The organism is Methanocaldococcus lauensis (assembly GCF_902827225.1).
In the GTDB taxonomy this organism is placed as follows: Archaea; AGJL01; Methanococci; order Methanococcales; family Methanocaldococcaceae; genus Methanocaldococcus; species Methanocaldococcus lauensis.
Window position 1 is genome coordinate 961137 of the sequence record NZ_LR792632.1, and the last position, 25704, is coordinate 986840.

General features: G+C 28.0%; 16 protein-coding genes. 9 read left to right on the forward strand and 7 right to left on the reverse strand.

The features are described from left to right. Positions 1 to 6: 6 nt before the first annotated feature. Complete coding sequence (locus KMP69_RS05280) at positions 7 to 1314, forward strand: formylmethanofuran dehydrogenase subunit B (protein WP_214399427.1); 1308 nt, start codon at positions 7 to 9, stop codon at positions 1312 to 1314. A 226-nt stretch (positions 1315 to 1540) separates the two neighbouring features. On the opposite strand, the gene KMP69_RS05285 is transcribed toward KMP69_RS05280, so the two are convergent. After that, complete coding sequence (locus tag KMP69_RS05285; RefSeq protein WP_214399428.1) at positions 1541 to 3100, reverse strand: 2-isopropylmalate synthase; 1560 nt, start codon at positions 3098 to 3100, stop codon at positions 1541 to 1543. A 217-nt stretch (positions 3101 to 3317) separates the two neighbouring features. On the opposite strand from KMP69_RS05285, the gene KMP69_RS05290 reads away from it, so the two are divergent. Continuing rightward, positions 3318 to 7058, forward strand: a complete 3741-nt coding sequence (locus KMP69_RS05290) for an AAA family ATPase (protein ID WP_214399429.1) — start codon at positions 3318 to 3320, stop codon at positions 7056 to 7058. 27 nt (positions 7059 to 7085) lie between these two features. Here the strand turns inward: KMP69_RS05290 and KMP69_RS05295 are convergent, their stop codons facing one another. Then, positions 7086 to 8192, reverse strand: coding sequence for an APC family permease (locus tag KMP69_RS05295; protein WP_214399430.1), 1107 nt, complete (start codon positions 8190 to 8192; stop codon positions 7086 to 7088). 106 nt (positions 8193 to 8298) lie between these two features. On the opposite strand from KMP69_RS05295, the gene KMP69_RS05300 reads away from it, so the two are divergent. After that, complete coding sequence (locus KMP69_RS05300; protein ID WP_214399431.1) at positions 8299 to 10161, forward strand: threonine--tRNA ligase; 1863 nt, start codon at positions 8299 to 8301, stop codon at positions 10159 to 10161. A 17-nt stretch (positions 10162 to 10178) separates the two neighbouring features. Here KMP69_RS05300 and KMP69_RS05305 read toward each other — a convergent pair whose 3' ends face one another. Together KMP69_RS05305 and cobN are read right to left on the reverse strand one after the other, a co-directional pair. Then, entirely contained in the window at positions 10179 to 11525 is a 1347-nt protein-coding gene (locus tag KMP69_RS05305) for an ABC transporter substrate-binding protein (RefSeq protein WP_250543578.1), read from the reverse strand. A gap of 129 nt (positions 11526 to 11654) precedes the next feature. Next, a complete protein-coding gene (cobN, locus tag KMP69_RS05310; RefSeq protein ID WP_214399432.1) occupies positions 11655 to 15344 on the reverse strand; it encodes a cobaltochelatase subunit CobN in 3690 nt (1229 codons plus the stop codon). A gap of 116 nt (positions 15345 to 15460) precedes the next feature. Between cobN and KMP69_RS05315 the strand changes: the two genes are divergently transcribed. Together KMP69_RS05315 and KMP69_RS05320 are read left to right on the forward strand one after the other, a co-directional pair. Then, the gene (locus KMP69_RS05315; RefSeq protein WP_214399433.1) at positions 15461 to 15892 is read left to right on the forward strand and encodes an ATP-binding protein; all 432 of its coding nucleotides are present in this window, start codon (positions 15461 to 15463) and stop codon (positions 15890 to 15892) included. Positions 15893 to 15902: 10 nt separating this feature from the next. After that, positions 15903 to 16589, forward strand: coding sequence for a radical SAM protein (locus tag KMP69_RS05320; RefSeq protein WP_214399434.1), 687 nt, complete (start codon positions 15903 to 15905; stop codon positions 16587 to 16589). A gap of 5 nt (positions 16590 to 16594) precedes the next feature. Here the strand turns inward: KMP69_RS05320 and KMP69_RS05325 are convergent, their stop codons facing one another. Together KMP69_RS05325 and KMP69_RS05330 are read right to left on the reverse strand one after the other, a co-directional pair. Beyond that, the gene (locus tag KMP69_RS05325; RefSeq protein WP_214399435.1) at positions 16595 to 17740 is read right to left on the reverse strand and encodes an ABC transporter ATP-binding protein; all 1146 of its coding nucleotides are present in this window, start codon (positions 17738 to 17740) and stop codon (positions 16595 to 16597) included. Between the two features lie 404 nt (positions 17741 to 18144). Beyond that, positions 18145 to 18702, reverse strand: coding sequence for a hypothetical protein (locus tag KMP69_RS05330; RefSeq protein ID WP_250543579.1), 558 nt, complete (start codon positions 18700 to 18702; stop codon positions 18145 to 18147). A 157-nt stretch (positions 18703 to 18859) separates the two neighbouring features. Between KMP69_RS05330 and KMP69_RS05335 the strand changes: the two genes are divergently transcribed. Then, positions 18860 to 20221: an ABC transporter substrate-binding protein gene (locus KMP69_RS05335; protein ID WP_214399436.1), complete on the forward strand. Its 1362-nt coding sequence runs from the start codon at positions 18860 to 18862 to the stop codon at positions 20219 to 20221. Between the two features lie 36 nt (positions 20222 to 20257). On the opposite strand, the gene KMP69_RS05340 is transcribed toward KMP69_RS05335, so the two are convergent. Further along, positions 20258 to 23317 carry a hypothetical protein gene (locus tag KMP69_RS05340; protein WP_214399437.1) on the reverse strand — a complete coding sequence of 1020 codons (3060 nt, stop codon included), beginning with the start codon at positions 23315 to 23317 and terminating at the stop codon, positions 20258 to 20260. Positions 23318 to 23538: 221 nt separating this feature from the next. Here KMP69_RS05340 and KMP69_RS05345 point away from each other — a divergent pair, with 221 nt between their 5' ends. Genes KMP69_RS05345 through KMP69_RS05355 form a run of 3 tightly spaced genes read left to right on the forward strand, consistent with a single transcriptional unit; the run spans position 23539 to position 25688 of the window. Continuing rightward, positions 23539 to 24261, forward strand: a complete 723-nt coding sequence (locus KMP69_RS05345) for a hypothetical protein (protein WP_214399438.1) — start codon at positions 23539 to 23541, stop codon at positions 24259 to 24261. 15 nt (positions 24262 to 24276) lie between these two features. Continuing rightward, complete coding sequence (locus tag KMP69_RS05350; protein ID WP_214399439.1) at positions 24277 to 25191, forward strand: hypothetical protein; 915 nt, start codon at positions 24277 to 24279, stop codon at positions 25189 to 25191. After that, positions 25188 to 25688 (forward strand): hypothetical protein, encoded by a 501-nt coding sequence (locus KMP69_RS05355; protein WP_214399440.1) that lies wholly within the window; start codon positions 25188 to 25190, stop codon positions 25686 to 25688. The genes KMP69_RS05350 and KMP69_RS05355 overlap by 4 nt, the downstream gene beginning before the upstream one ends. The last annotated feature ends 16 nt before the right edge of the window (positions 25689 to 25704 follow it).

The following is a 25704-nucleotide window of genomic DNA, read 5'->3' on the forward strand; positions in this document are numbered from 1 at the left end:
GTAAATATGGTAAAAGTCGTTAGAAATGTAGTATGCCCATTTTGTGCGACATTATGTGATGATTTAGAGATATTAGTTGAAGATAACCACATAGTAGGGACAAGACATGCTTGTAGAATTGGAAATGCAAAGTTTATGCACTTCGAGGGGGCTGTTAGATATACTGAACCTTTAATGAGAGAGAACAAAAAAGATGATTTCAAAAAAGTTGATTATGATACAGCAATTGAAGAGACTGCAAGATTATTAGTTGAATCATCCTTACCTTTAATTTATGGATGGAGTGCAACTGAATGTCATTCACAAATGTATGGAGTTGAGTTAGCTGAATTAGTCGGGGCAGTTATTGACAATACAGCAAGTGTTTGACACGGACCTTCAGTTATGGCATTGCAGGATGTAGGATACCCAGTTTGTACATTAGGAGAAGTTAAAAACAGAGCTGATGTAGTTATATTTTGGGGAAGTAATCCAATGCACGCCCACCCAAGACACATGAGTAGATATTCAATATTCGCAAGAGGATTTTTCAGAGAAAGAGGAAGAGAAGACAGAACTATGATTGTTGTAGACCCAAGAGAGACAGATACTGCGAAATTGGCTGATATACACTTACAGGTTGAACAGCATAAAGATTATGAATTAGTTAGTGCAATGAGAGCAGTGTTAAAAGGATTTGAATTACAAGTTGATAGAGTCGCTGGAGTTCCAGCTGATTTAATCTATGAGGCAGTTGAAATTTGTAAAAATGCTCAGTTTGGAGAGTTGTTTTTCGCAATGGGAGTAACAATGACAAGAGGTAAGCATAGAAACATTGATAATGCTATTCAATTAGTAATTGATTTAAATGCATATACAAAATTCGGATTAATGCCAATGAGAGGTCACTACAACGTAAATGGATTCAACCAGGTCTTAACTTGGGTTACAGGTTATCCATTTGGCATTGATTTCTCAAGAGGTTACCCAAGATACAATCCTGGAGAGACTACAGCTAACGATTTATTACAAAGAGGAGAAACTGACATGATGTTAAATATTGCTTCAGACCCAGGGGCTCACTTCCCACAAAAAGCTGTAAAACACATGGCAAAAATACCATTAGTATGTATAGAACCTCATGAAACTCCAACAACTCAATTAGCGAATATTATAATCCCCCCAGCAATTGCTGGAGTTGAAGTTGAAGGAACAGCATATAGAATGGATGGTGTTCCAATTAAATTAAGAAAAGTTATTGATCCTCCAGAAGGCGTTTTACCAGATAAAGAAATATTGAAGAGGCTCATTAAGAAAGTTAAAGAGATGCTCTAAAAAATTTAATAAGAAAAATATAAATATTGAATTTATACTTAATGGAATATCGGGGTGGGCGTGCAACGCTAACCATCTTTGGGTATCCTACATCCTGCGTTACACGTCGTATGTTGGAGGGGAACCCGTAAGGGACCCTCCAACATTTTATTATTTTAGACACTTAAATTTATTAATTTAAATTTATAAATTAAATTTTATAAAATAAAAAATTATAATGATAACTTTATGATTTTTCTTTTTTTGCCAAAATTTTATTAATTCCATCTATAACTGCCTCTACTGAAGCTCTAACTATGTCTTCACTTGCTGCTTTTGTAGTAATTTCTTTTCCATATCCTTCCAATGTTACAATAACCTCTGCCAATGCATCAGTTCCTCCAGTTATGGCGTTTATATGATACTCTTTAAGTTTAATTTTCTCTCCTATAGCTTTTTGTATAGCTTTAACGGCTGCATCCACTGGCCCAACACCAATAGCTGAACTTTTTTTAAGATTTTCCTCAATCTTTAAAGCAACTGAAGCCGTTGGAATAACTCTATTTCCAGTCATAACTGCTATTTGCTCTAATTCAACAACTCTATCTTCTTTAGCTAACTTACCAACAACATCTTCAACTATTGCTTCAACATCTCTATCAGTAACTCTCTTTCCTTTGTCTCCAAGGGCTTTAATTCTCTTAACTATCTCATCAAATTGCTCTTTATTTATGTCTTTACCAATCTCAATGCCAAGCTCTTTTAATTTAGCTTCAATTGCATGAGTTCCTGTATGCTTACCTAATATTATTTTTCTCTTCTGTCCAACTAATTCTGGTGGTATTGGCTCATAGGTTAATGCATGAGCTAAAACTCCATGGGCATGTATTCCACTTTCATGAGCAAAGGCATTTTCTCCAACAATTGCCTTATTTGGTTGAACTTTAATTTCAGTGTATTTTGATACAAGTTGAGAAATATTATAGAGTTTTTCAGTTTTAATTTCAGTTTTTATACCATAAATTGACATTAAGCTCATAACAACCTCTTCTAATGCCGCATTCCCACCTCTTTCCCCTAAACCATTTATTGTACAATGCACTTGCTCTGCTCCAGCCTCTACTGCAGCTAATGAATTAGCTACTGCTAATCCAAAATCATTATGGCAATGAACTGATATTGGAACTTTTATTTCTTTTTTTATCTCATTTATTAAGTAATACATTGCCCTTGGAATCATAACACCAACTGTATCTGGGACATTAATAATATCTGCCCCAGCCTCAACTGCCTTTTTATAAACCTCTATTAAATAATCAAGCTCAGTTCTTGTAGCATCTTCTGCTGAAAACTCTACTTTAATTCCATGTTCTTTTATATACTCTATTGCTTCAACGGCTATCTCAATAATCTCTTCCTTAGATTTCTTTAATTTGTATTTTCTATGCAATGGAGAAGTTGCTATAAATGTGTGTATTCTATCTACACCACAGTCGATAGCTACATCAATATCTTTTTTAACAGCTCTTGCTAATCCACAAATCTCAGCATTTAAATTTAATGAGCAGATTTTTTTAATTGCCTCTTGCTCACCTAAGGAAGAAACAGGGAAACCAGCTTCAATAACATCAACACCTAAATCATCTAATTTTATAGCAATTTCTATCTTTTCTTCTGGAGTTAGTGAAACTCCTGGAGTTTGCTCACCATCTCTAAGTGTTGTATCAAAAATATAGACTCTATCTGGAATGTCTAAGTTTTCAAGAGCCTTTTTGATAATTTCATTCTCTTCTTTATAAATTATCATAATCCCACCAAAAACTTTAATTTATTAATTACCTATTTAATGAGATATTATAAAAATTTTTATAGAAAAATTTTTTCTATGAAGTTATAAACTCTAAACGATATTAGCATCCCAGATATTAATAACCACAAAATATATAAAACTAAATATTTCTACAATAAAATAGCAAAATAAATAAAATAAATCATAAATATCGCAAACAGAGTGGAGGGATTTTATGCATCTCACCACATTAATAGCATGGCATGATAGTGGTTGGAATGGTAAAATCTGTAGAAATCCTAAAGCAAACAAATACTGTGAGAGTTTTAGATATATTAAAAAAGGTAAATTTGGATTACAATATGGAAACAAACCTATTGAAAAAATTAAATGTGAAAATAATGCTGGAAAAATAGCAAATGAAGTTGAATATAATGGTAAAAAATGGGACGCATGTGGTAATGAAATAAATTTATTCTATCAATACAAATTTAACAGTATGGTTTATGGATGGACTGTGAATAAGAAAATTGATGTATTAAAAGATATTTTTTTAGATTACTGGTTTAATTTTTACTACAACAATGACGCATTATGCTTTTTATATTGTAGAGAAAATCCTGTTATTGATGATAAATTATTAGTAGCATGTGTTAAACCAAAAGTAAAAAAATTGGTTGTTGAATGTAACCTTAATAAAAATAAAAAAGTTATATCTAAAGAAATTGAAGAGCAAAATTTTAACAAACTAAATAATGAAGAGTTTTATAAATCACTCTTTAAAGATTTTAAAGATAAGGATTATAGAAAGATATATCCATATATTTCTATTGAGTTTGACCCTGAGGATATAATCTTTATAATTCCTTATCAGGAATTAGGAGAATACTTTGGATATGAGAATATTCCTGAAGAATTAATATTAGATATTCCAAACGAATTGAAAAAATCATTTTTATATACTACAAATTTCCTACCAAATGAATTCTCATGTATTATCTTAGAAAAAGCGTTAGAAATTATAAAAAATATCAAAAATTTAATGGAAGAACATGAAAAATTAAAAAAGAAGTTAAAAGAGTTTAGGAATATAGAAATTGAAAAATATGAAGAAAGAATTAAAAAGCAATTAGATGAATTAAAAAAATTAAAAATTAAGTATCCATCATTACCTTCAGTTTTGAGATTTTGTGGAGTAGAAGAAGCCATTTCTATGTATATCGATGCTGTTAAAAATGGAAAAGAAGATGAAATGTATAACGAAGTTAAAGAATATTTGAAAGAAAATAAACCTAATCCTAACTGGAAAATTGATAGAATGGTTTTAAATAATTTTAATAAACTATCAAACTCAAAACATGATTTTTTATTAAACTACATCCCATACTATTCATTAACTAAATCACAAATTGAAGAAATTTTTAAACAACATGATAAAGGATTTATCAATATAGAAAAAGTTTTAGACAATCCATATTTACTTTATGAAGAGTTAAAACCAAAAGAACAATTGTTTTTAGATATAAGTTTTTGGGAACTTGATAGTTGGGAAAGAAGAAGATTAGGTGAGGATAATTTTGATATTATAAATAAGCATAGAATAAGAGCTTTACTTATTGCTATATTAAAAAAAGCTTTATTAGATGGTCATACCGTCTTACCTTTAGCTCCAAAAGATTTACCTTCCGTTAAAAAGGACTTAAAATATTATTATAATGAAATAAACAAATATATTTCTGAAAAAGTTAGATTAGATTTTGATAGATTTTTAGAGTTGATTGATAAGCATGAAGATTACATTAAAGAGAAAATTTGGATAGATAAGACAACCTTTAAAGATGAACTTGATAGAACCTATAACATAAAATTATTTGCATTAAAAGATATTAGAAAAATGGAAGTGTATATTGAGGAGAAAATTAATAAAATGTTAGGAAAATATTGGAATGTTGAAATCTGTGAAGAAGAGATAAAAGAAAAACTAAAAAAATTAAAGGAAAAAAAATCTATTAATATACCCAAAGAGTTATATAAAGAAGCGATTAAAGACCAATCAAAGGCTATAAAAACATTGTTAGAAAATGGATGCTCTATATTAACAGGTCCTGCAGGCACAGGAAAAACAACAGTAATTAAAGTATTGTTAGATATTATCTGTGAGAAAGAAAATCCTAAAGATATTGTTATTCTAACTCCAACAGGAAAAGCAGGAGTTAGAGTTAAAGATGCTCTTGAAGATATTATAAATAAATATAAATGTATAAAAAGCCCAACAACAATCCATAAATTTATAAAAGATTGTAGTAGATTTGATTGGGAATATAAAGAGTTTGAAATAACAACTAAAAAAGATGTAGATATCTTAATAATAGATGAGGCTTCAATGGTAGGAACAGAACTTCTCTATAAGCTATTACAATGTATAGATTTAGGAAAATTAAAAAGAATTATATTTATAGGGGATGTAAATCAACTTCCACCTGTAGAAGCTGGAAAACCATTCTTTGATTTATATCAATACTTAAAAAGGAAAGAAAATAAAGATAAACAATACATTGCTGAACTTAAAATATGTTTAAGAGCAGAGTCAAGGAAAATTGTTGAATTCTCTGAATTATTCTTAAACATTAATAAAGAGAGTAAATACAAAATTATTAAGGAATTGAAATTATCGGAAGAGGTAATGAATGGATTTACAAAATATTCCCTTAAAGATGAGAAAGGTATAGAAAGAATAACTGTCTTAATTTGGAAAGATAATTCACAAAAAGCTAAAGCTTTAGAATATGCCATTGATGAAATAATAAGAGACTATGGAGGAAATCCTGATAATTATAGAGATTTCTTTAAATGTTTTGTATATTATGATAAAGCCCAAATTTTAACCTATACAAAAAATAGAGGTTTCTTGAGTTCTTATTGGATTAATCAGTGGATTAGAGATGACTCAAAATATATAAATGAATCTATTAGGAATTATTTTATAAGGTATCAATTTACTTGTGGTTGGGGCTATGCTGATAAGGTAATACAAACAGAAAATATTTGGAATTTAGATGTTTGGGATTATAAGAGACAAATGTCTATTTCTAACCATGGAGTTTTTAATGGAATGATGGGATATGTAAGTTTTACAAGATATAAGGATAGAGTCGTGAAGTTTTATTTTCCAACAGTCCAAGCCTATATAGGAATAAGCAAAAATACTAAAGAGAAATTAATAAACTATTTAAAGAGAAACTATAAATCACTTAGATATAAAAATAAAGAAGAACTAATGAAAAATTTAAAAAATAAATTTTTACTGAATACTGAAAAACTTGAATATGCTTATGCAATAACAACCCATAAATCACAGGGAAGTGAGTTTGAGAATGTTATATTTGTCCTACCAAAATATAGCAACATCTCAAAAGAACTTATATATACTGCTATAACGAGAGCTAAAAAGAAATTATATATAATTACAGATAGTTTAGACTCTTTATTTAATGCTGGAAAATATTCTGAAGTTATTGGAAGATATTCAATACTATTCAATTCTCCAATAGACCCAAGACATTATCCAGAAGATTTGAGGATTATAACGTTAAAAGGAGATATTGTTAGAAGTTGGCAAGAATGTTTAATTGCTAATTTATTATATTACGAAGGCATTGACTATAAATATGAGATTCCTTATGAGAACCTTATACCTGATTTTATGATAAATAATAAAGAAGATAAAATAATACTCTGGGAACATTTAGGAATGATGGATAATGAAGAATATAAGAAAAATGCTGAAGAAAAACTAAAAGTATATGAAAATAATGGTTTTTATATAATAAAAATTAGAGATATTGATACTGAGAATTTTAAGAAGGTATTTGAGGAAAATGACAAATTATTAATCGTATCTACTACCGATGATATTAGAAATTCAAGAGAACTATACGATAAAATTAAAATCTTAAAAGATGTATTGAATACATAAATTCATTTTTAACACAATTAGTTCATTTTATAATAACACTAATATAATGTCATAAACTCTAAACGATATTAGCATCCCAGATATTAATAGAGAAAGTAATGAGATGATTTTTATTTTTCCTGAAGATTCTTTAAATACAGATAAATAAAGCAAAAAATAAGCTATTAATGTAAAAAACATGCTCATATCTACCAATGTTTTTGCATCAAAAATTAATAGAATTATAACCAATAGTGTATTTAAGATAACTCCATAATATGGAATATCTCTTCTCAATTTTGTAAATATTTGAGGAAATATTTTATCCTTTCCCATTCCGTAAGGCATATAAGATAATGTAAATAAAACGCTAAATGCACAGCTTGATATAATTATCAATACCCCAACCAATAAAAATAAGTTATCCCCAATTAATAACTTTAATATCTCATTCAAGTTGTTTGTTTTTACATTTAAAGATATTACAGTTAAGGAAAACAATAAATAAAGAATTCCAATAATAAAAGTTCCTATTAAAAGCCCATAAGCTATAGCTTTTTGATTTTTAAATGCAGATAATGGCATTGTTATGCCTTCCCAGCCAGTAGCTGTCCATAATCCAAAATAAATTGTTAGAATGGCATTTTTTAAATTGAACTCTCCAAAGTTATCAATTTTTATGCCGTTTGAAAATACTATATATAAAATAATCGTTATCGTTAAAATCCCAAAGATTCTAACAAAGTTTCCTACAATTTTTAATCCACCCAATATTAAAGCTGTTAAAACAATAATTAAGAGCAATCCAACATAATGAACATTAAACACAGTATTAAAAATTATCTCAAAGAATGATACAACTCCAGATAAGGCAAAAACTCCAGAGAGCCACAGTATATATGCTGAAAAAACTCCAATCTTCCTCCCTAAAATTTTTATTATAAACTTATAAACTCCTCCACTCTCACTTATCTTTGTTGAAGCATAAGCAAAAGGAGAAGCCATAATTAAAGATACAAATATTAGGAAAATCCAACCCCATACTATAGATTTCCCAAACATCATATATGTCAAAGGAGATAAAACAAAAATCCCTCCACCAACAATAGAAGTTATTGTTAAAAATACAGCATCTTTAAGAGTTAAATGCCCCATAACTAACACCAATTATTGTTAATAAATATTTAATGTATAACCTAGCAAAAATATTTAATACATTCTTTTATAATTATCTTTATTTAAAAGTTAATTGAGGGATAAGATGAAGATGCTATTAATCCACTCTGATTATTTAGAGTTTGAGGCAAAACAAAAAACTAAAATTGCAGAAGAAACTGAGAATTTAAAAGGTAAATTAGATGAGTGTTTAGCGTGCTTTATTGCAGTGGAGAGAGAGGATGAAAATAACCCAAAAGGAACTGCTATAGGGGCTGTAGAAGAGATTGAGAAAGTTGCTAATCAGTTAAAAGTTAATAATATTGTTGTCTATCCATATGCCCATTTATCAAGTGAATTATCTTCACCTGAAACAGCTATAAAGGTTTTGAAAGATATTGAAAATATTTTGAAAGAAAAGGGCTATAATGTGTTAAGGGCACCATTTGGATGGTATAAAGCATTTAAAATTAGTTGTAAAGGACATCCATTAAGTGAGTTATCAAGAAAGATTGTAGCTAAGGAAGAGAAGAAAGAGAAAGGAGAAGAATCTAAGTTTTATTTATTAAATCCAGAAACAGAAGAAGCTGTTGAGTTAAATGAAGAAAATATTAATATAATCAAAGATGAAGAGCTTTTAGCCTTAGCTAAACATGAATTGGGAATTAAAGAAAATAAAGAAAGAGAAGAACCACCACATGTAAAGTTTATAAAAGAAAAGGATATCTGCAGTTATGAAGAGGCATCAGACCCTGGACACTTTAGATGGTATCCAAAAGGTAAGTTGATTAGAGATTTATTAGCAGATTATGTCTATAACATGGTAGTTAGATTAGGAGCTATGCCAGTAGAAACACCAATTATGTATGATTTAGGAAATCCTGCTATTAGAGAACACGCTGATAAATTTGGTGAGAGGCAGTATAGGTTTAGACAAGGAAATAGGGAGTTAATGTTAAGATTTGCGGCATGTTTTGGGCAGTTTATGATGAAAAAAGACATGTATTTGTTGCCAAGATATTTGCCTTTAAAACTTTATGAGCTATCAACATACAGCTTTAGATATGAACAAAGAGGAGAATTAGTAGGTTTAAAGAGGTTGAGAGCATTTACAATGCCAGATATGCACACTGTTTGCTTAGATTTAAAACAGGCTATGGAAGAGTTTGAAAAACAATTTTGGGAGTGTTTAAAGACAGGAGATGATTTAAAGCTAAGTTATTCAGTAATCTTTAGATTCACAAAAGATTTCTTTGATGAGCATAGAGATTGGTTCTTTAAGATAGCTAAAGAATACAAAAATAAATATGGGAAAGATGTTATCTTAGAAATTCTTCCTAAGAGAAAACACTATTGGGTTGGTAAGGTAGATATTGCTGTAATAGATAGCTTAGGAAGACCTATTGAAAATCCAACTGTCCAAATAGATGTTGAAAGTGCTAAAAGATTTGACATAAAAGTGCATACAAATGAAGGAGAAATTTATCCAATAATATTGCACTGCTCTCCTACTGGCTCAATTGAGAGAGTTTTATGTGGTTTGTTAGAAAAAGCAGCTATAGAAGCTAAAGAAGGAAAAGCTCCAACTCTTCCTATATGGCTCTCCCCTATACAAGTTAGAGTTATTCCAGTAGCTGATAGACATTATGACTATGCTTTAAAAGTTGCTGAAAAGCTGAGAGAAAATAATATTAGAGCAGATTTTGATGATAGAGAAGATAGGGTAAACAAAAAGATTAGAAATGCAGGAAGAGAATGGATTCCTTACGTTGTGGTTATTGGAGATGAAGAAATGGAATCTGGCAAATTAACAGTAACAATTAGAGAAAAATCTACTTTAAAAAAGCCTTATAAAGAGAAGATGACATTAGATGAGTTGATTGAAAGAATCAAAAAAGAAACTACTGGATACCCATATAGACCATTACCATTACCAATAAGATGTTCATTACAGCCAAAGTTCCATTAAAAAATTTTTTATTTTTATTATTTCAACTTCTTGAAGTAGTGTAATTCGCTATCTCCTCCATCAAAGCATTCTGGATGAATCATTCTTGCAAAATCTTCCATTAGTAAGTCCATATTTACATATCCATCATATGCGTAGTTATATTTAGATACATACACTCTCTTTGCATGATCTAATATAGGAGCTAAGTCAGGTCTTTTTTCCTTTAATTCCTCAAGTGTGTCCATTGGCTCTTTTAATGAGTTCCAGTTCATATAGATGAATACTTCACAACCCTGTAAATGTTCTAATGTTGTTTCTTTGTCAAGATTAACATAAGATGTTCCTGGAATATCTTTAAACATATAATCTCCTTTAAACTCTGTAACCAATTTTGCATAGCAGTTTTGGGCACAATATACCCAAGGTCCAGAGTATGGTGACCAGTAGAGCATTGCTACTTTTGGTCTATAGTCAGCGTTTCTTGTTATTCTTATAAGATCATTTCTCTTTTTCCAAACTTTCTGTAAGAAATCATTTCCTTTATCATCTAAGTTATAAAATGCCGCATATACTTTTGCCCATTCTGCTTTTCCAAGGAATGTTGGTTCATTTGATTCAACGGTTACGAGGTAATTTAAGCCTAAATCACTTACTGTATTAATATCCTCAACTAAATAACCATGTGTCCATGGGATAAAAACAATATCTGGACTTATACTTAATAAAACATCTTTATCAATTGAACTCCATGTTCCTATTGAAACAATATTTCCATTATCGATATATGGCCTTAAATCAGGAAATACACCGTAATCTTTTATTTTTTTGTATATGGATTTAGATACTCCTCTTATGGATTTTTTTACATTATCATCGTTTAAAGCCTCGAGCATTGCTACTTGGATCGCACTTAATGTAGCTACTTTTTTTACAGGAGTATGTATAACTTTTACATCGGAAGGTAAATTACTTGATGGTTTATCTCCTTTCCTTAGAATACAGTATTTATTATAAACAGCATTTCCATATTTTGTTGTTACAATTTTATACGCCCAATTGTCATTATAACCTACAGGATTTCCATTAGCATCATAGTATTCTATTTCAAAGTTTTTAGCAAAGACTACAGGTTGACTCCATTGTTGAATATTGTTAAATAAATATACGACATCTGCGATATCTACGGAGTCATCACAGTTTAAATCTCCTTTTTCTATTCCTACATCTCTTAAATGCTTAAACAAATATACAACATCTGCGATATTTATTGAACCATCACCATTTATATCTCCAACATTTTCTCCAAATACTGCTGGCGTTAATAGTATCATAAAGGTTAATAATATTTTTTTAACCATTACTTTCAACCTCATTACTAACATAGTTGTGTAATAATATAATAAAAATTATTGTATATAATTTATGATTTATCTTTATAAATGTTACTAAAAGTAATATAAAAATATAAATTAGTATTACTAAACAGTTATAAAATTCTCAAAAAATTAAAATTAAAGTCTCTCTTCAATCATTCCCTCAATTTCTAAGTATTTCTTTCTTAACTTTTCTTTTGTCTCTTCATCTGCTTTCCACAATCTTCTTTCTATCGCTTCCAATAACCTTTCAGTTATATTCAATAAGGCATAAGGATTATTTTCTTTAAAGAACTCTTCCATTTCCTTATCAAAAACATACTTCTCAGCAATTTTCTGATACATCCAGTCATCTATTATGTTTGATGTTGCATCCCATTGGAACATATGGTCAATATACTTTGAGAAATCACTCGCCCCTTTATATCCATGTTTCTTCATACCTTCAATCCACTTTGGATTCATAATTTTTGTTCTAAATATTTGTTTTCCTTCCTCTTTCAAATGTTTTGTCTTAATTTTATTTGGATTTGATGTATCTCCAATATAGCTCTTTGGTTGCTTGCCAGAATAATAAGTTACTGCTGCAATCATTCCTCCGTGATAACTGTTGAAGTCATCTCCCTCAAAAATGTCCCATTCTTGGCTATCTTCATTTTTAACTGTTAATTCAATCTTTGAAAGCCTATTAATAAATTCTTCCTTTGCTTCAACACCATAAATACCTTTTCCATAAACATAACCTCCCCATTCAACATAAACCTTTGCCAAATCTTCCAAAGATTTCCAATTTTTCTCTGTCAATAAATCAGCAACTCCAGCTCCATAAGTTCCTGGCTTGCATCCAAATATTCTATATAGGGAAGTTTCCTTTGCTGTTTTTTCATCCATACCTCTCTTTATCTTTTCTTCAACCTCCTGTTTATAGTGTTTTTTTACATAATTCATCTCATCTGGCTCATCTAAATTAGCAACAGTCCTTATTGCCTCATCGATTAAGTCAATAACTTGTGGAAAAGTATCTCTAAACAAGCCACTAATCCTTAGAGTTACATCAATTCTTGGTCTTCCTAATTCTTCTAATGGTATAACTTCTATACCAACAACTCTACCCATCGTATTCCAAACTGGTTTAACTCCTAATAAATATAGAATTTCTCCAATATCATCTCCTTTTGTCCTCATTGTGGGGGAACCCCAAACGATAATTCCCACATATTCTGGATATTTGCCTTCTTCTTCTAAATATTTTTTAAGTAAATCATCAGCCAATCTCTTTCCCATCTCATAGGCAGATTTTGTAGGAATCTCCTGAGGATTGCATGAATAAAAGTTCCTTCCTGTAGGAAGACAGTTTATATCCTTTGTTGGAGCCCCTGCTAATCTTGGAGGGATATATTTTCCTTCTAAGGCATTTACAGCATTTTCAATCTCTTCATTTACTCTCATTAAATTTCTATATATTTTTGAAACGGTTTTTAAAATCTCCATTAATTCAGAATTAATTTTTATTGTTTTTAACTCATTAATTTTGTTCTCATCAAAGTTGTATTCCATATACTCCTTCAATAACTTTAATCCAATTTCGTTTATTTTATCAATAATTTTGTGATTCTTCCCTTTCTCCTCATTTAATTTATTCCAATCATATTCCAAAATCTCTGCTAATTTTTCTAAATAATTGAACTGGTATCTAATAATCATAAAGAGCATATTAACTAATTTATCCCCATCTAAAGGAACTCCCATTATATGCAATCCTTCATTTATTTGCCTATTCTTTAACTCCTCTAAGTAATCGTGAATTTTATTTAAAAGATTTTCAAAATTCTCCTCATTAATATTCTCATTTGTAACTTTTCCATCCATTAAATCTTCATCCAACTTCAATTCTTTAATTTTATTTATAATATTTTTCTTTAAAAAGTTCTTCTTTTCTTTATTATCTGCTTCATAATATTCATCTATCTCTCTTTCTAACTCAGCCAACTCCCCATACAAATCAGATGTCGTCATTGGAGGAATTAAGTGGCTTATTATTGTTGCATAACTCCTCCTCTTTGCCTGCGTTCCCTCTCCTGGATTATTTACAATAAATGGATATACATTAGGAAGTTCCATACAAATATCTGGATAGCAATCTCTTGATAAACCTGCTCCCTTTCCTGGAAGCCATTCTAAACTCCCATGTTTCCCTATATGCATTACTGCATCTGCTTTAAAAACATCCTTAATCCATTTATAAAAGGCAATATAGTAGTGTGTTGGTGGCATATCTGGAGAATGATAAATTGCAGAGGGATTTTCTCCGAAGCCTCTTGGAGGTTGAACAGAGATGAAGATATTTCCATTTATTATTCCTGGAATTATTAATTCTCCATCAAAGTTCATAACTTCCCCAGGAATTGCCCCCCAATTTTTTATTAATTCTTTCTTTACTTTCTCAGATAATGAGTTGAACCATTTTTCATAATCCTCCTTTTTAACTTTCCCTACAGCCTTTTTTATAACCTCTTCTGTCAAAAATCTCTTATCATTTGTTGCATAATTTAGCATTTTTTTAATTAATTCAGTTCCATTTTCATATAACTCATCAACGACAAAACCCCTCTTCTTTAACTCTTTTAATATATTTAAAACACTTTCTGGGCTATCCAATCCAAAGGCACTTGCAATTTTATCATTTCTTGGTGGGTAGTTGTGGAAAATTATTGCTATCCTTTTTTCATTGTTTGGTTTTAACTTTAAATTTGCATATCTTATAGCTAAATCAATAATCTTCTCAGCTCTATCATTTATTGATTTGTATTTTATAATTGGAACTCCAACATCTCCATCCTTAACCTTTTTCTTTCCACCTATTGGGAAATGTATTATTGCCCCATCAAATTCAGGCATAGCCATTCCAATAACTAAGTCAATAGGATTAATTCCAGATATTGATTTTTCCCAATCTTCAATAAATCCTGTACTTACAATTCCCTGCAAAATTGGAACATTTAATTTTTTTAAAAATTCTGGTTCATCTTTTAAGATATCTGCTTTTACTCCCATAGATAAGGTAAACATGGTTGTGTTTATTAAGACATGAATGAATGGCTTCCCATCTTTATAGAAAAATTTTTTAAAGACTTCCAATGTCCCAATAGCCCCTAATTCATTTTTTAAATGGGATGTAAATACAGTTAAAGGAATAGCTCCTTTATTTTCAATAATTTGAATTAAATCGTTGAGATAATCGATATTATTTGCAATAAACCAATTTCTATAAAATAAAACTCCAATTATTGGTTTGCCATTTATATCTTTTCCAATTTCTTTTAAATAATTCAAATAATCATCTAAAGTTTCAAAGTATTTGTTTTTGTAATAAATTCCTTGCCATGGCATGGGTTTTGGTTCCTCATAGGGGATGTTTTTATCTCCAAACTTATTAGCTAAGTATAATAAGAGGTTTTTGTAATTTTCAACACCTTCGTAACCCAAATATTTGATAACCTTTAACTTAACTTCCTCACTTACAGTTGTTGCCTCATCCAAGTCAGGATGAACCTCATTTAGAGTGGGTAGAGGAAGGAAGGGAATGTTATGTTTATCAACAAATGCCTTTAATTCATCAAAATATTTAAAGGCACTTTTTCCTCCCATGAGTTTTGTAAATACAATGTTGGCATCTTTAATAAATTCCAAGAAATCTCTAAATTCTTTCTCACTACATTTATAATCTAATATTTTAAATTCAACCCCATACTTTTTTACCTCCTTATATGCCTCTTCAAAAACCAAATCATCACTATCAACAGTTGAAACAAACCCTATCTTTATCATAATTTTCACCATTCAGATTACTTTAAATAATTATTAAGTAATTTTGATAAATTATATATTAATGCATGTTAAAAATTTTTTGGAATATAGTAAAATAATTTTAAATAGGTGAAAACATGGAGAAGAAAAAAGAACTTTTAAAGAAAATCAGAGAGTTTATGATTTTAAATTTAGAGATTAAAAAATTATCAAAAGAATTAGGAATTAATGAGATACATGATACTTATGAAGAAGTTACGAAACTCGTTAGAGAACCAAATAAAAGATTATATAAAATGCTTTATGATGCGGCAATGGAAATAGAATATGAGGAATTTGGTGGAAAGAAAAGAAAAGAAATTCCATGGTTTCCAAAGATTGACTATGAAAAATGCAAAAATTGTAAGAAATGTGTTGAATTTTGCCCTAAAGGTGTCTATGATATAGAAGATGGTAGAGTTGTTGTTAAATATCCCTACAACTGTATAATTAACTGCAACGCCTGTTCATATATGTGCTGTGAAAACAATGCAATAATTTTTCCAGAGAATAAAATAGAAAAATTATAAGTGATAGATTATGAAAATTGGTTATTTGAGTATTAGTGACAAAATAACAGTTATGTGTTACGGATGTAATTTTAAATGCAAAAATTGTTTTGTTAAAATGGACAGTTATAAAGAAATCCCTCCAAACAAACTATGCAAAATAATTGATAATCTATGTAATAAAAAGAAAGTAAATACTATCTTAATTGCTGGTGGTGAGCCTACTCTCCAGAAAGATTTGCCTGAATTTACAAGATTGTTAAAGAGTAAAGATAGAAAAGTTATTTTAACAACAAACGGATATTATTTAAAAAATATTGTTGATGATTTATTTGTTGATGAAATACATGTTGATTTGAAGGCATTTGATGATGAAAAACACAAATATTTAACTGGAAAATCAAATAAAAATGTCCTAAAATGTATAGAATATTTAGCAAAGAAAAAACTTAATTTTGAGGTAGATACTGTTTTAATCCCAAATATTGTTGATATCGATGAGATTGAGAATATTGCAAAATTTTTAAGCAGATGGGATGTTAAATATAGGATTATTGGATATACACCATTTAACAATAATCTAAATGCACGAAAACCAACAAACGAAGAGATTTTAAAGGCAAAAGAAATTGCAAAAAAATATTTAAGTAATGTAACTACCTCATTAGATTTTAGAAGACATAAAAAAGTTAAAGAGATTATAAAATTTGATAAATAAAGTTTTTAATTTTTAGATAAATTTTGATAATGTTTTAATAGTTGAGCCTCTAAATCTTTAATGCTTCCATTGAATTTAATAACTTTTTTGGCATTCTCTATAAGTTTTAAGTTTAATTTATTCATCTCTCCTACTGGAAAGTTTGTATCTATCACAACATCACACATTTTTAAGTATTTTAATGCCTTATTGTAATTATCTTCAGAAATTGGTTGATATGCTTTCTCTTCAATAATCTCAACTTCCATTGCTTTAGCTATTATATAATCAATATCATTCTCATGTAAGACCCCACAATAAACCTTATACCCATTCTTAACTAAATATCTCAAAACATTTGCCCCACTACCTCCACCACAAACAACAAAAACTTTTTTCTTTGTTATATTTTCATTTTTTAATTCAAAATAACCAATTTCTTTGGAGAAATTTGCATTCTTTAAGTCATATAAATTATTTACTGTTTTTTTGTCCATAACATCTTCTGGATGTCCATAAGCAATTACCTTACCATCTTTGATTAGTGCTATTTTATCGGCAATTCTTAAAGCTAATTCTATATCATGGATAGTCACAACTATAGCTAAATTATTTTCAGTTGCCAATTTTCTCAACAACAAAGTAAGTTCTATCTTGTGCCTTGCATCTAAGAAGGATGTAGGTTCATCTAAAATTAAAACCTTTGGCTCTTGTGCTAACGCCCTTGCTATCATTATCTTCTGTCTTTCCCCATCACTCATTTCAAGGAAGTTTTTTTCTAATAAGTGAAGAGCATTAACTGCCTTCGCAGAATTTATAATGATTTCTTTATCCTTCTCAGATAATCTTCCAAATAAATCAGTATATGGATGCCTTCCTATTGCAATTATATCAAATCCTGTTAAATTTCCTGGATTAACTCTTTCTGTTAAAACTACTGCCATTTTTTTAGCTAACTCAGATGGTTTTAGTTTATGTATGATTTTTGAATCTAAATAAACAACCCCCTTTATCGGTTTTAAATATGTTGCTATACACTTCAATAGTGTTGATTTTCCTACACCGTTTGGACCAATTATTGCTAAAATTTCACCCTCCTTAACTTCTAAATCTACATTATCTACAACAATCCTCTTATGATAACCAACGGCAAGATTTTCTGTTTTTAACATATCATAATCACCCATAAATTATAAATAATATAAACAAAATATTTAAATATATAATACTTTTAAAATCATACAATTTTAAATATTAAAAATTTTGATCTTATTATTCTCTCCTATTTAAATCTTGATAGAATAAAGTCAAAAAATATCTATAAAAACACTAATTCTAAAAAATAGGTTGGTTTATTCAAGAGAGTAATGTAAATATTTCACTCCCCTATACTTACATTTTCACATATAATAAAGATTTCCAATTTTTTTAAGAGATTTTCTGTAGTCTATATTAAAGTTAAATTTAGTAATCTCTTCATTTGGAACAACATTTTTAGGTATTAGATTGTAAGATTAGACAAAATAGAAATAAGAGTTACAAAACCTAAAAAATATTGTTAATAATTAATATTATTTTATATTTTTACATTACTATTTTTTATTATAATATAAGCTATCAATCCTACTAAAAGTACGGCAAATATAACTATTATTGGATTAAATGAGGATGGTACATTTTTTTCTACATTTTGAGACTCTCCAAAGGTTATTTTTATATTTACAGTTTTTTGAGGGATTTTAATAGCATTTCCTTCACTATCTGACGCGATAGCCTTTATTGTTATCGTTGCGTTTCCACATTTTAAAGCTTTTATTTTAAATTCACCAACTTTAAAATCTTCATTTTTTGGGTTATTCAAAAAAGCATACTGTATTGTAGCACTTCTGTTCTTTTTTAGTGTTAAATTTAAATCAGATCCAACATTATAACTGGTTACATTACTAACTAAGAGGTTATCTGAAAGGTAAATATCACACTCTAAACCTCCACAATTAGATACATTTTTAGCATAAACCTCTAAATTAAAAATCTCTCCTTCTTTAACGTCAGAAGGTATGTTTGTTGAAATATCTATTGCCACACAAACTGGTAAAATAAAGAAAATGAATAATAAAAATTTTTTCATTTTCATAATATCACCAATTTAATTTTATTTTATTAATTTTAAAATATTATTGTGAACGTATATATGGGTTATCATTTAAATATGATTATGATAAACTTAAATATAATTAAAGACATTTTAAATTACTTAATGATTATAAAATTAAATATTAAATGGTGATAATATGAAAATGAAAATTAGTATATTATATTATATAATATTTGCTATAATATTACTATCTATATCTTTAAATATAGTACATGCAATAGATTATAACCATAGATTAGGTGATATTAATAGAGATGGCTCAGTAAATATTGCGGATGTTGTGTATTTATCTAAACATATGAATAATATTTCAAAATATGATGGTGATTTAAATGCGGATAATAATGTAAATTTTACTGATGTGGTATATTTATTTACACATCTAAAACAATTATGCCTTCCAATACATTACGCCCAAAATCTAAAAATAATATACTATGATAAATATGGAAATGAAGTAAATCCATACAATGGAGAATCTTATTCATACAAAATAGTTGAAGACGCCACTGGGCAGAGATTACTATTAAAAAATGAAAGTCAACCAATTCCAAAATGGGCTGAAGGAAAATATGACAAAGTGATCAATGTTCCATTAAAAAGAGTTGTTGTAATGAGCTCTACACATATAGCTTTAATGGAGCCACTAAATGATGATGGCTCAGTGATTGCATCAGTGAAGGGAATAATGTGGGGCGGTAAATATAAATGGTACTTTGATAATATCAAGAAAGGTTTAGAAAATGGTTCAATAATCGATGTAGGTTCAACATATAATCCTAATTGGAATTTAATTATTAATATTTCACCACAAGTTGTGTTTGTTTATCCAGGATATGATGGAGATAAAATAATTGAGAAATGTAATAAATTAAACTTAACTTATGTTGCTGATGCAGAATACTTAGAAAATTCTTATCTTGCAAGATGTGAATGGGTAAAGATGTTTGCAGCATTTTACAATAAAGAAGATGTTGCAAGTAAATACTTTACAAGAATAGAAAAGAACGCATTAAATGTTAAGAGAGTTTTAAGTAAAAGTAAAAACAGACCATTAGTAGCATGGGGTAGAAACTATCCATCATTTGGAGGGACCTATGTACCAAAAGCACAATCATATGTCGCTAAGGGAATAGAGTTCTGTGGAGGAGATTACATCTTTAAGGATCTTCCAGGAACTGGCAGTGCATGTATAGATTATGAAACCTTTGCAGAGAGAGCAAAAAATGCAGATATTTGGGTAGTACCTTCAAGCACAGCATGGTTATCAACCTTCAAAGAAGATCATCCAGGATATAAGAGCTTCAAAGCCGTGAAGAATGGAAGATTGTTCTGTGAAAGTGATGATTACTATCAACTTGGATTGATAAATACTGATCAAGTATTAGAAGATTTAGCAACAATTATTCATCCAGAACTATTCAAAGGAAGAACAACCCATTACTTTTTAAGGTACTATCCAGATAACAATACGGCAGAGCCATATACTGCACAATAAATAAAAGTTACTTTTTCTTATTTAAATTTAAATTTCTTATTTTTTAATATCAATAACTAAAAATCCTGCAATTGATAAATTCTTAGGATCATATATAATAAAATATTGGCCAGGAATTTCATCTTCAGGTATTTTAAATAGCCCGACATACTTATTTCTTTCAACTTTTATTAACTCTATTTTATACTTTTTATTTGTTGGAGAGAGTACATATAATCTATTACTAACATCAACCTCAGATAATATTTCCATTCTTGCAGTATCTCCCAGTGAATAGACTATATTCGACATATAAACTTTTGGTGGATTTAATAACTCTTCACATATTTCTTTTTTGGATTTTTTATGAGTAAATCTTATCTTATAGAGAACATATAAAATTATAGATGATATTTCTAAATGTTTATTCATTAAAAGGACTATTAATAGAATAACAATTCCTATAACTACTAAGTATAACAATCCTTTAAGGGTAAATAAAGATTTTTTAAGAGTATTAAGTCCTGTTAGATTATAGAATAATTCCAACTTTTCTTTAGAAATATTATGAATTTTAGTAGTATTATTCGAATTAAGTTCAATATTTGGAGGTAAAGTACTATTACTTGTTTTTCTGGTAGATTTAGTGATGTTAATTAACGAATTATTAGTAGTATTTTCATTATATTTGGTATTAATTGTGGTATTAATTAATGAATTACTAATATTATTGTATCTATTCATTTTTAGTTTGTTAAAATAAAATGTCTTTTTGAATTTTTTTATTGATGAGATGTTGTCTAATAGCTCAATAGTTACTGATATATTACTTCTATTTTCTCCAACATAGAATGGAACTATAGTCTCTTTATATGGATAAATAGTTATCTCTTTAGAATACCTATTTACTGTAGCTACAACTTTTAATGGAACTTGATAATTATGAGATAGAATTAAATCTGCCCAAGAATTTGATGAATTATATTTTAACTCGAATTTTATTGGATAAGTAACCATAATTGGTTTATAATATATAGGAATAGTGGCTTTTCCAGTTTTGGCATATATTATTAAATAGCCTTCTAATGAATCATTAAATAAGATTTCAAGATTAATTTTTTTATGATTTCCATAGATATTAATCTTTTTCTTCTTACTGCAGTTGATTAATCTTCCATTTTCATCCATTGCAGAGGCCCAGATTTCTATATCTTTTAAATTTGGAACATAACTCTCTAAAGATATAGTAACATTAGTAGGATATCCAACGATAGGTTGATTCATAACGAAACCTTGTGTTCTATTTCTTATTTTTATAAATACTGTATAATTATTAAAATACACATCTTCACATGAAATTATTGGCTTTGCTTCAATAATTCTCGTTACAACACATTCTCTAACGCCCATATTTGTATCAACATGGATGTATATAGGACCATTATATTCTTTTAAAAACATGGCTTTGATATTTACAGGAATTTCTTCCATTGTCCTAATTTTTAAGTATTTTTCTTCAAAAAACGCTGAATTATTAATTTCATCTGGGACAGTTATATATAATCTTGCATAAACTGTTTTTCCAACGACTTTTTTAAGAATAAACGATAGATTTTGATAATATCCAACAAAAATTTCGTCATTTAGAGAATCTTGAATATAAACAGGTGGAGTAGGAATTAAAGATAGTTCAGTAGTCTCATTCCTTTTGATAATGTAATATTTTTCATAAGGAGGTGTAATAGCTGTGATTGTAAATTTTAATTTAATTTTTCCATCGTGGGATAAATCTTTTGCATTAATTTTTAGTCCATCAAATTTGATTATATTATAGTTTTTATATTTTTTTGGAGTTAGTTTTACTTCTTTTGAGTATGTTCTGTTATAAATATCTGTAATTGAAATATTTGCATTTATATATTTATTTAAATTATTGGTTATGTTTATATAGACATCATAAAATATGTTCTCATCAACAAAATAGTAATTTTTTGGATAGTTTTTTACTTCTAAATTATTAATTGTTATAGGTTTTTTGAAAGTTTTTTGATATGAGTTACATATCGTTCCAGTTTTATATATCACAAATATTACAAAATCTTTATCGTAAGGATTTAATACTGAGGTGTTAAGCTTAATTGGGATAGAGTATCCCTCACAAAAACCTTTTGCTAAAAAATAACTATTTATAGTTTTATTGTCTATAATAATATAATTATTGCCCTCTTTTTTACATAAAAACACATATAATGTTCCATAAATGTCGTAATCAGCAGTATTATTTACTTCAATATCGAACCAGTTGGAATAAGCAAAATTATTGTATTCTTCCTCACAGGTGACATTATAAATATACAATGGACACTCTATAGATATTTTGTTATATACTTCCTTATCACTATGTCCTTCGTCATCAATAACATTTATAGATATTTTGTAATCTCCAGCATAATAGAAATTTACTTTTATTGGGATTATTTTTTGAGATTTTGGAGGAATATAAACAGATGGTGTCCAAGATTTTATTACTAAACTATTCGGTGGATTAGATTTTATTATTTTATCATTGTCTACTGTATAATAGTTTCCATTTAATGAAGATGTTAATGAGATATTTACGTAATGAGGTATAATATCATTGTTTTTTACAATTACATAAATAAAGTCATAAAATGGCCATGGATAAGCAGGATCTTTTTCAAAATATAATCCTTCTATTTCAATATTTTTTGTAATCATTTCTTTATAAATTGGGACTCTACTATCATATGCATAAGTAATATTTATTTTTTTTAAAAAAGTGTATATAGTGTTATTACTTTTAATTATTATAGATATATTATGTTCTCCTTTTTCTTTGAATACCAATTTTTTTCTAATAAATAATAGAGAATTTTTTGGGATAGTATAATTATACATCTCAACTTTTGTATCTATTTTATTATTTATGTATCCAACTATTGATATATTAGCATTAATGTTGTTATTTGGATTGTTTATAGTTATAATAAGATATTGGGAGTTGTCATAATATTCAACATCTTTTATTTCTAAACCATTTACTGTAAATACCACTAACCCTATAAACATTAATAATACTATAAATTTAAATCTCATAATATTTACACCTTAACTTTTAATATGATATTCCCTTATAATAAAAGTATAAATATTATTAATAACTATTGCATTAATATCATACAAAAGGTCACCATAATTCATAAATTTTGTAAAAATATTTTTATTTATAAGGATAATCTTAAATATAATAAAATTTATTTTACTCCATTATTGTTATGAATATTCATAATCATCTACATAAACTTAATGGTGATGTGATGAACAATTGTGGAATGTCTTTAATAATTACAATGTTATTGTTAATTGGAGCTGCAATTGTTATAGGTGTTGCTTATTATTCTTGGAGTAACGATGTATTTAGCGATGCTACAGAAAAAATAACTCCGACAATAAAATCGTCAATAGGTAATATTATAAAACCTATTGAAATTTCTTCAATTGAGACATTTTATTTTACAAACCTTGATTTAAATGGTGATTCACAAATAACGAATAATCCTGAAGAAAGATTTATACAAACAGTAAAATTAGAATTTATAAATAACATTGATGAGGATTTGAATATAAATACAAGAATTTATTGTTTAACTTCAAACGTTTCGTGGTGTTCCGTAAATATAGATGAAAGCAATAACAATCTATTGTTAGATAGAGATGGAAATCCTTACAATTATAGTGGATATTTTGTCTATTTTAATGGGACTGATTACTATTCCTCAATGAGATTTTATGATGAAGATGGGAAATTATATTATGCTGCTACATCTAATGGAATTGCCATAAATACATCAAATTTAATTGATTTAATTCGTATAGATTGTCCTACAAAGAGTTTTTTATTGAAAGGAAAATCTGAGAAAAGTGTTAACTACTACATCTTAATAAACCATACAAAAATCCCAAATACAATAATATTTAAGATTGTTGCTTCAACAAAATATGGAAATGTAGAGAAAAAAATAACGTTTGAAATAAGTTAAGATGGAGGGAGATGCATGAAAAAAATAGCTTATTTATTAAGTTTATTAATTTTATGTTCTCTTAACATTACTGTTATTTTTGCAGAAAATAATTCAGAACCTTTAAATATAACTACCAATACTACGAATTCTAACATCTTTTATGAAAATATAAATTACAATGAAATTTTATATATTACCATAAAAAATGATACTGCTTATGTTAAAGATATAATAAATGGAACAAACAATCCTTATTATGTAAAATCTTCGGGAATTATTCTCTATGAAAAAATTTATAGTTATAATTACTCAAACTTATTTTATAGAAATTCTTCGAATTCTGTTGTATTTTACTATAACTTTAGTGTTAATAAGCTCAATAATACAATAAACATAACGATTCCATCGATTGAAGACTATATTGGCTCCTTTGGAGGACCAATTAGAATGAGAATTCCACCAAATGATGTAAAAATAGTAATATTTGTAGAAAATAAATTGGCTGAAACAAATGGGAGATATATTTTAGAATATAATAAGGCAAACAAAAAAGTAGTAAGTTTAATTTATTTAGATAATATCTCATCAATCTGTAGCATTTACTATCCAAAGTTCTTCAATAGCTCAAAATTTTATGGGTATGCTGTTAAGAATATTACATCTATTGATGAAAATAAAACCTCATATATAATCAAAAATCCAAAAGGAACTTTTACATTTGATAAAAAATACAATGTTTTTGTTTCAAATAAAACGGCATACTTAAAAGAACCGTATTTATATGTAAAGCTATACGATTCAACACTCGATGATGTGATAGTTTTAGAAAATAAAATAAATTCCGAAAATAGAAATCTAACAAATTATTTATTATGCATTATTGGGATTATTGTAGGTATTGGAATAATAGGATTGACAATTTATTTAGATAGAAGGGGAAGAAAATGAACATCTATATATCCACGATTTTTGTCATGATAACAATTTTTATATTTTCTATTCTCGCCTATGAGTGGGGAAATAAGGTAATAGACAATACTTTAACGCAAATTTCAAAAGAAAATGAAAAAAATAATATAAAAATTTTAAAAAATCTCATAAGTGATGTAATTTGTAGTGGAATAAACTCAGAGAGAATAATTAATAAGGAAGTTAAAGTTGTTTTAAAAAAACAAAGTGTTGAAATCTCCAATGGAACAAATAGCCTATTATTCAATATTACAACTATTGATGGAATCAGCTATGATGTTTATCTTGAAAGAGGAACATTATATATATTTATTTACAACATTTCAGCCCCATATCAAGATGTTGACTATATAAAATACTTAGGTTCATCAGTTTACGAATTTGGAGGGAATATAACAATAAACTACTCCAATAATGTAAGATACTATTATGTTAATCACTCAAAAGTATATATTTATGACATATTAATAGGATAAGGGATAATATGAATAT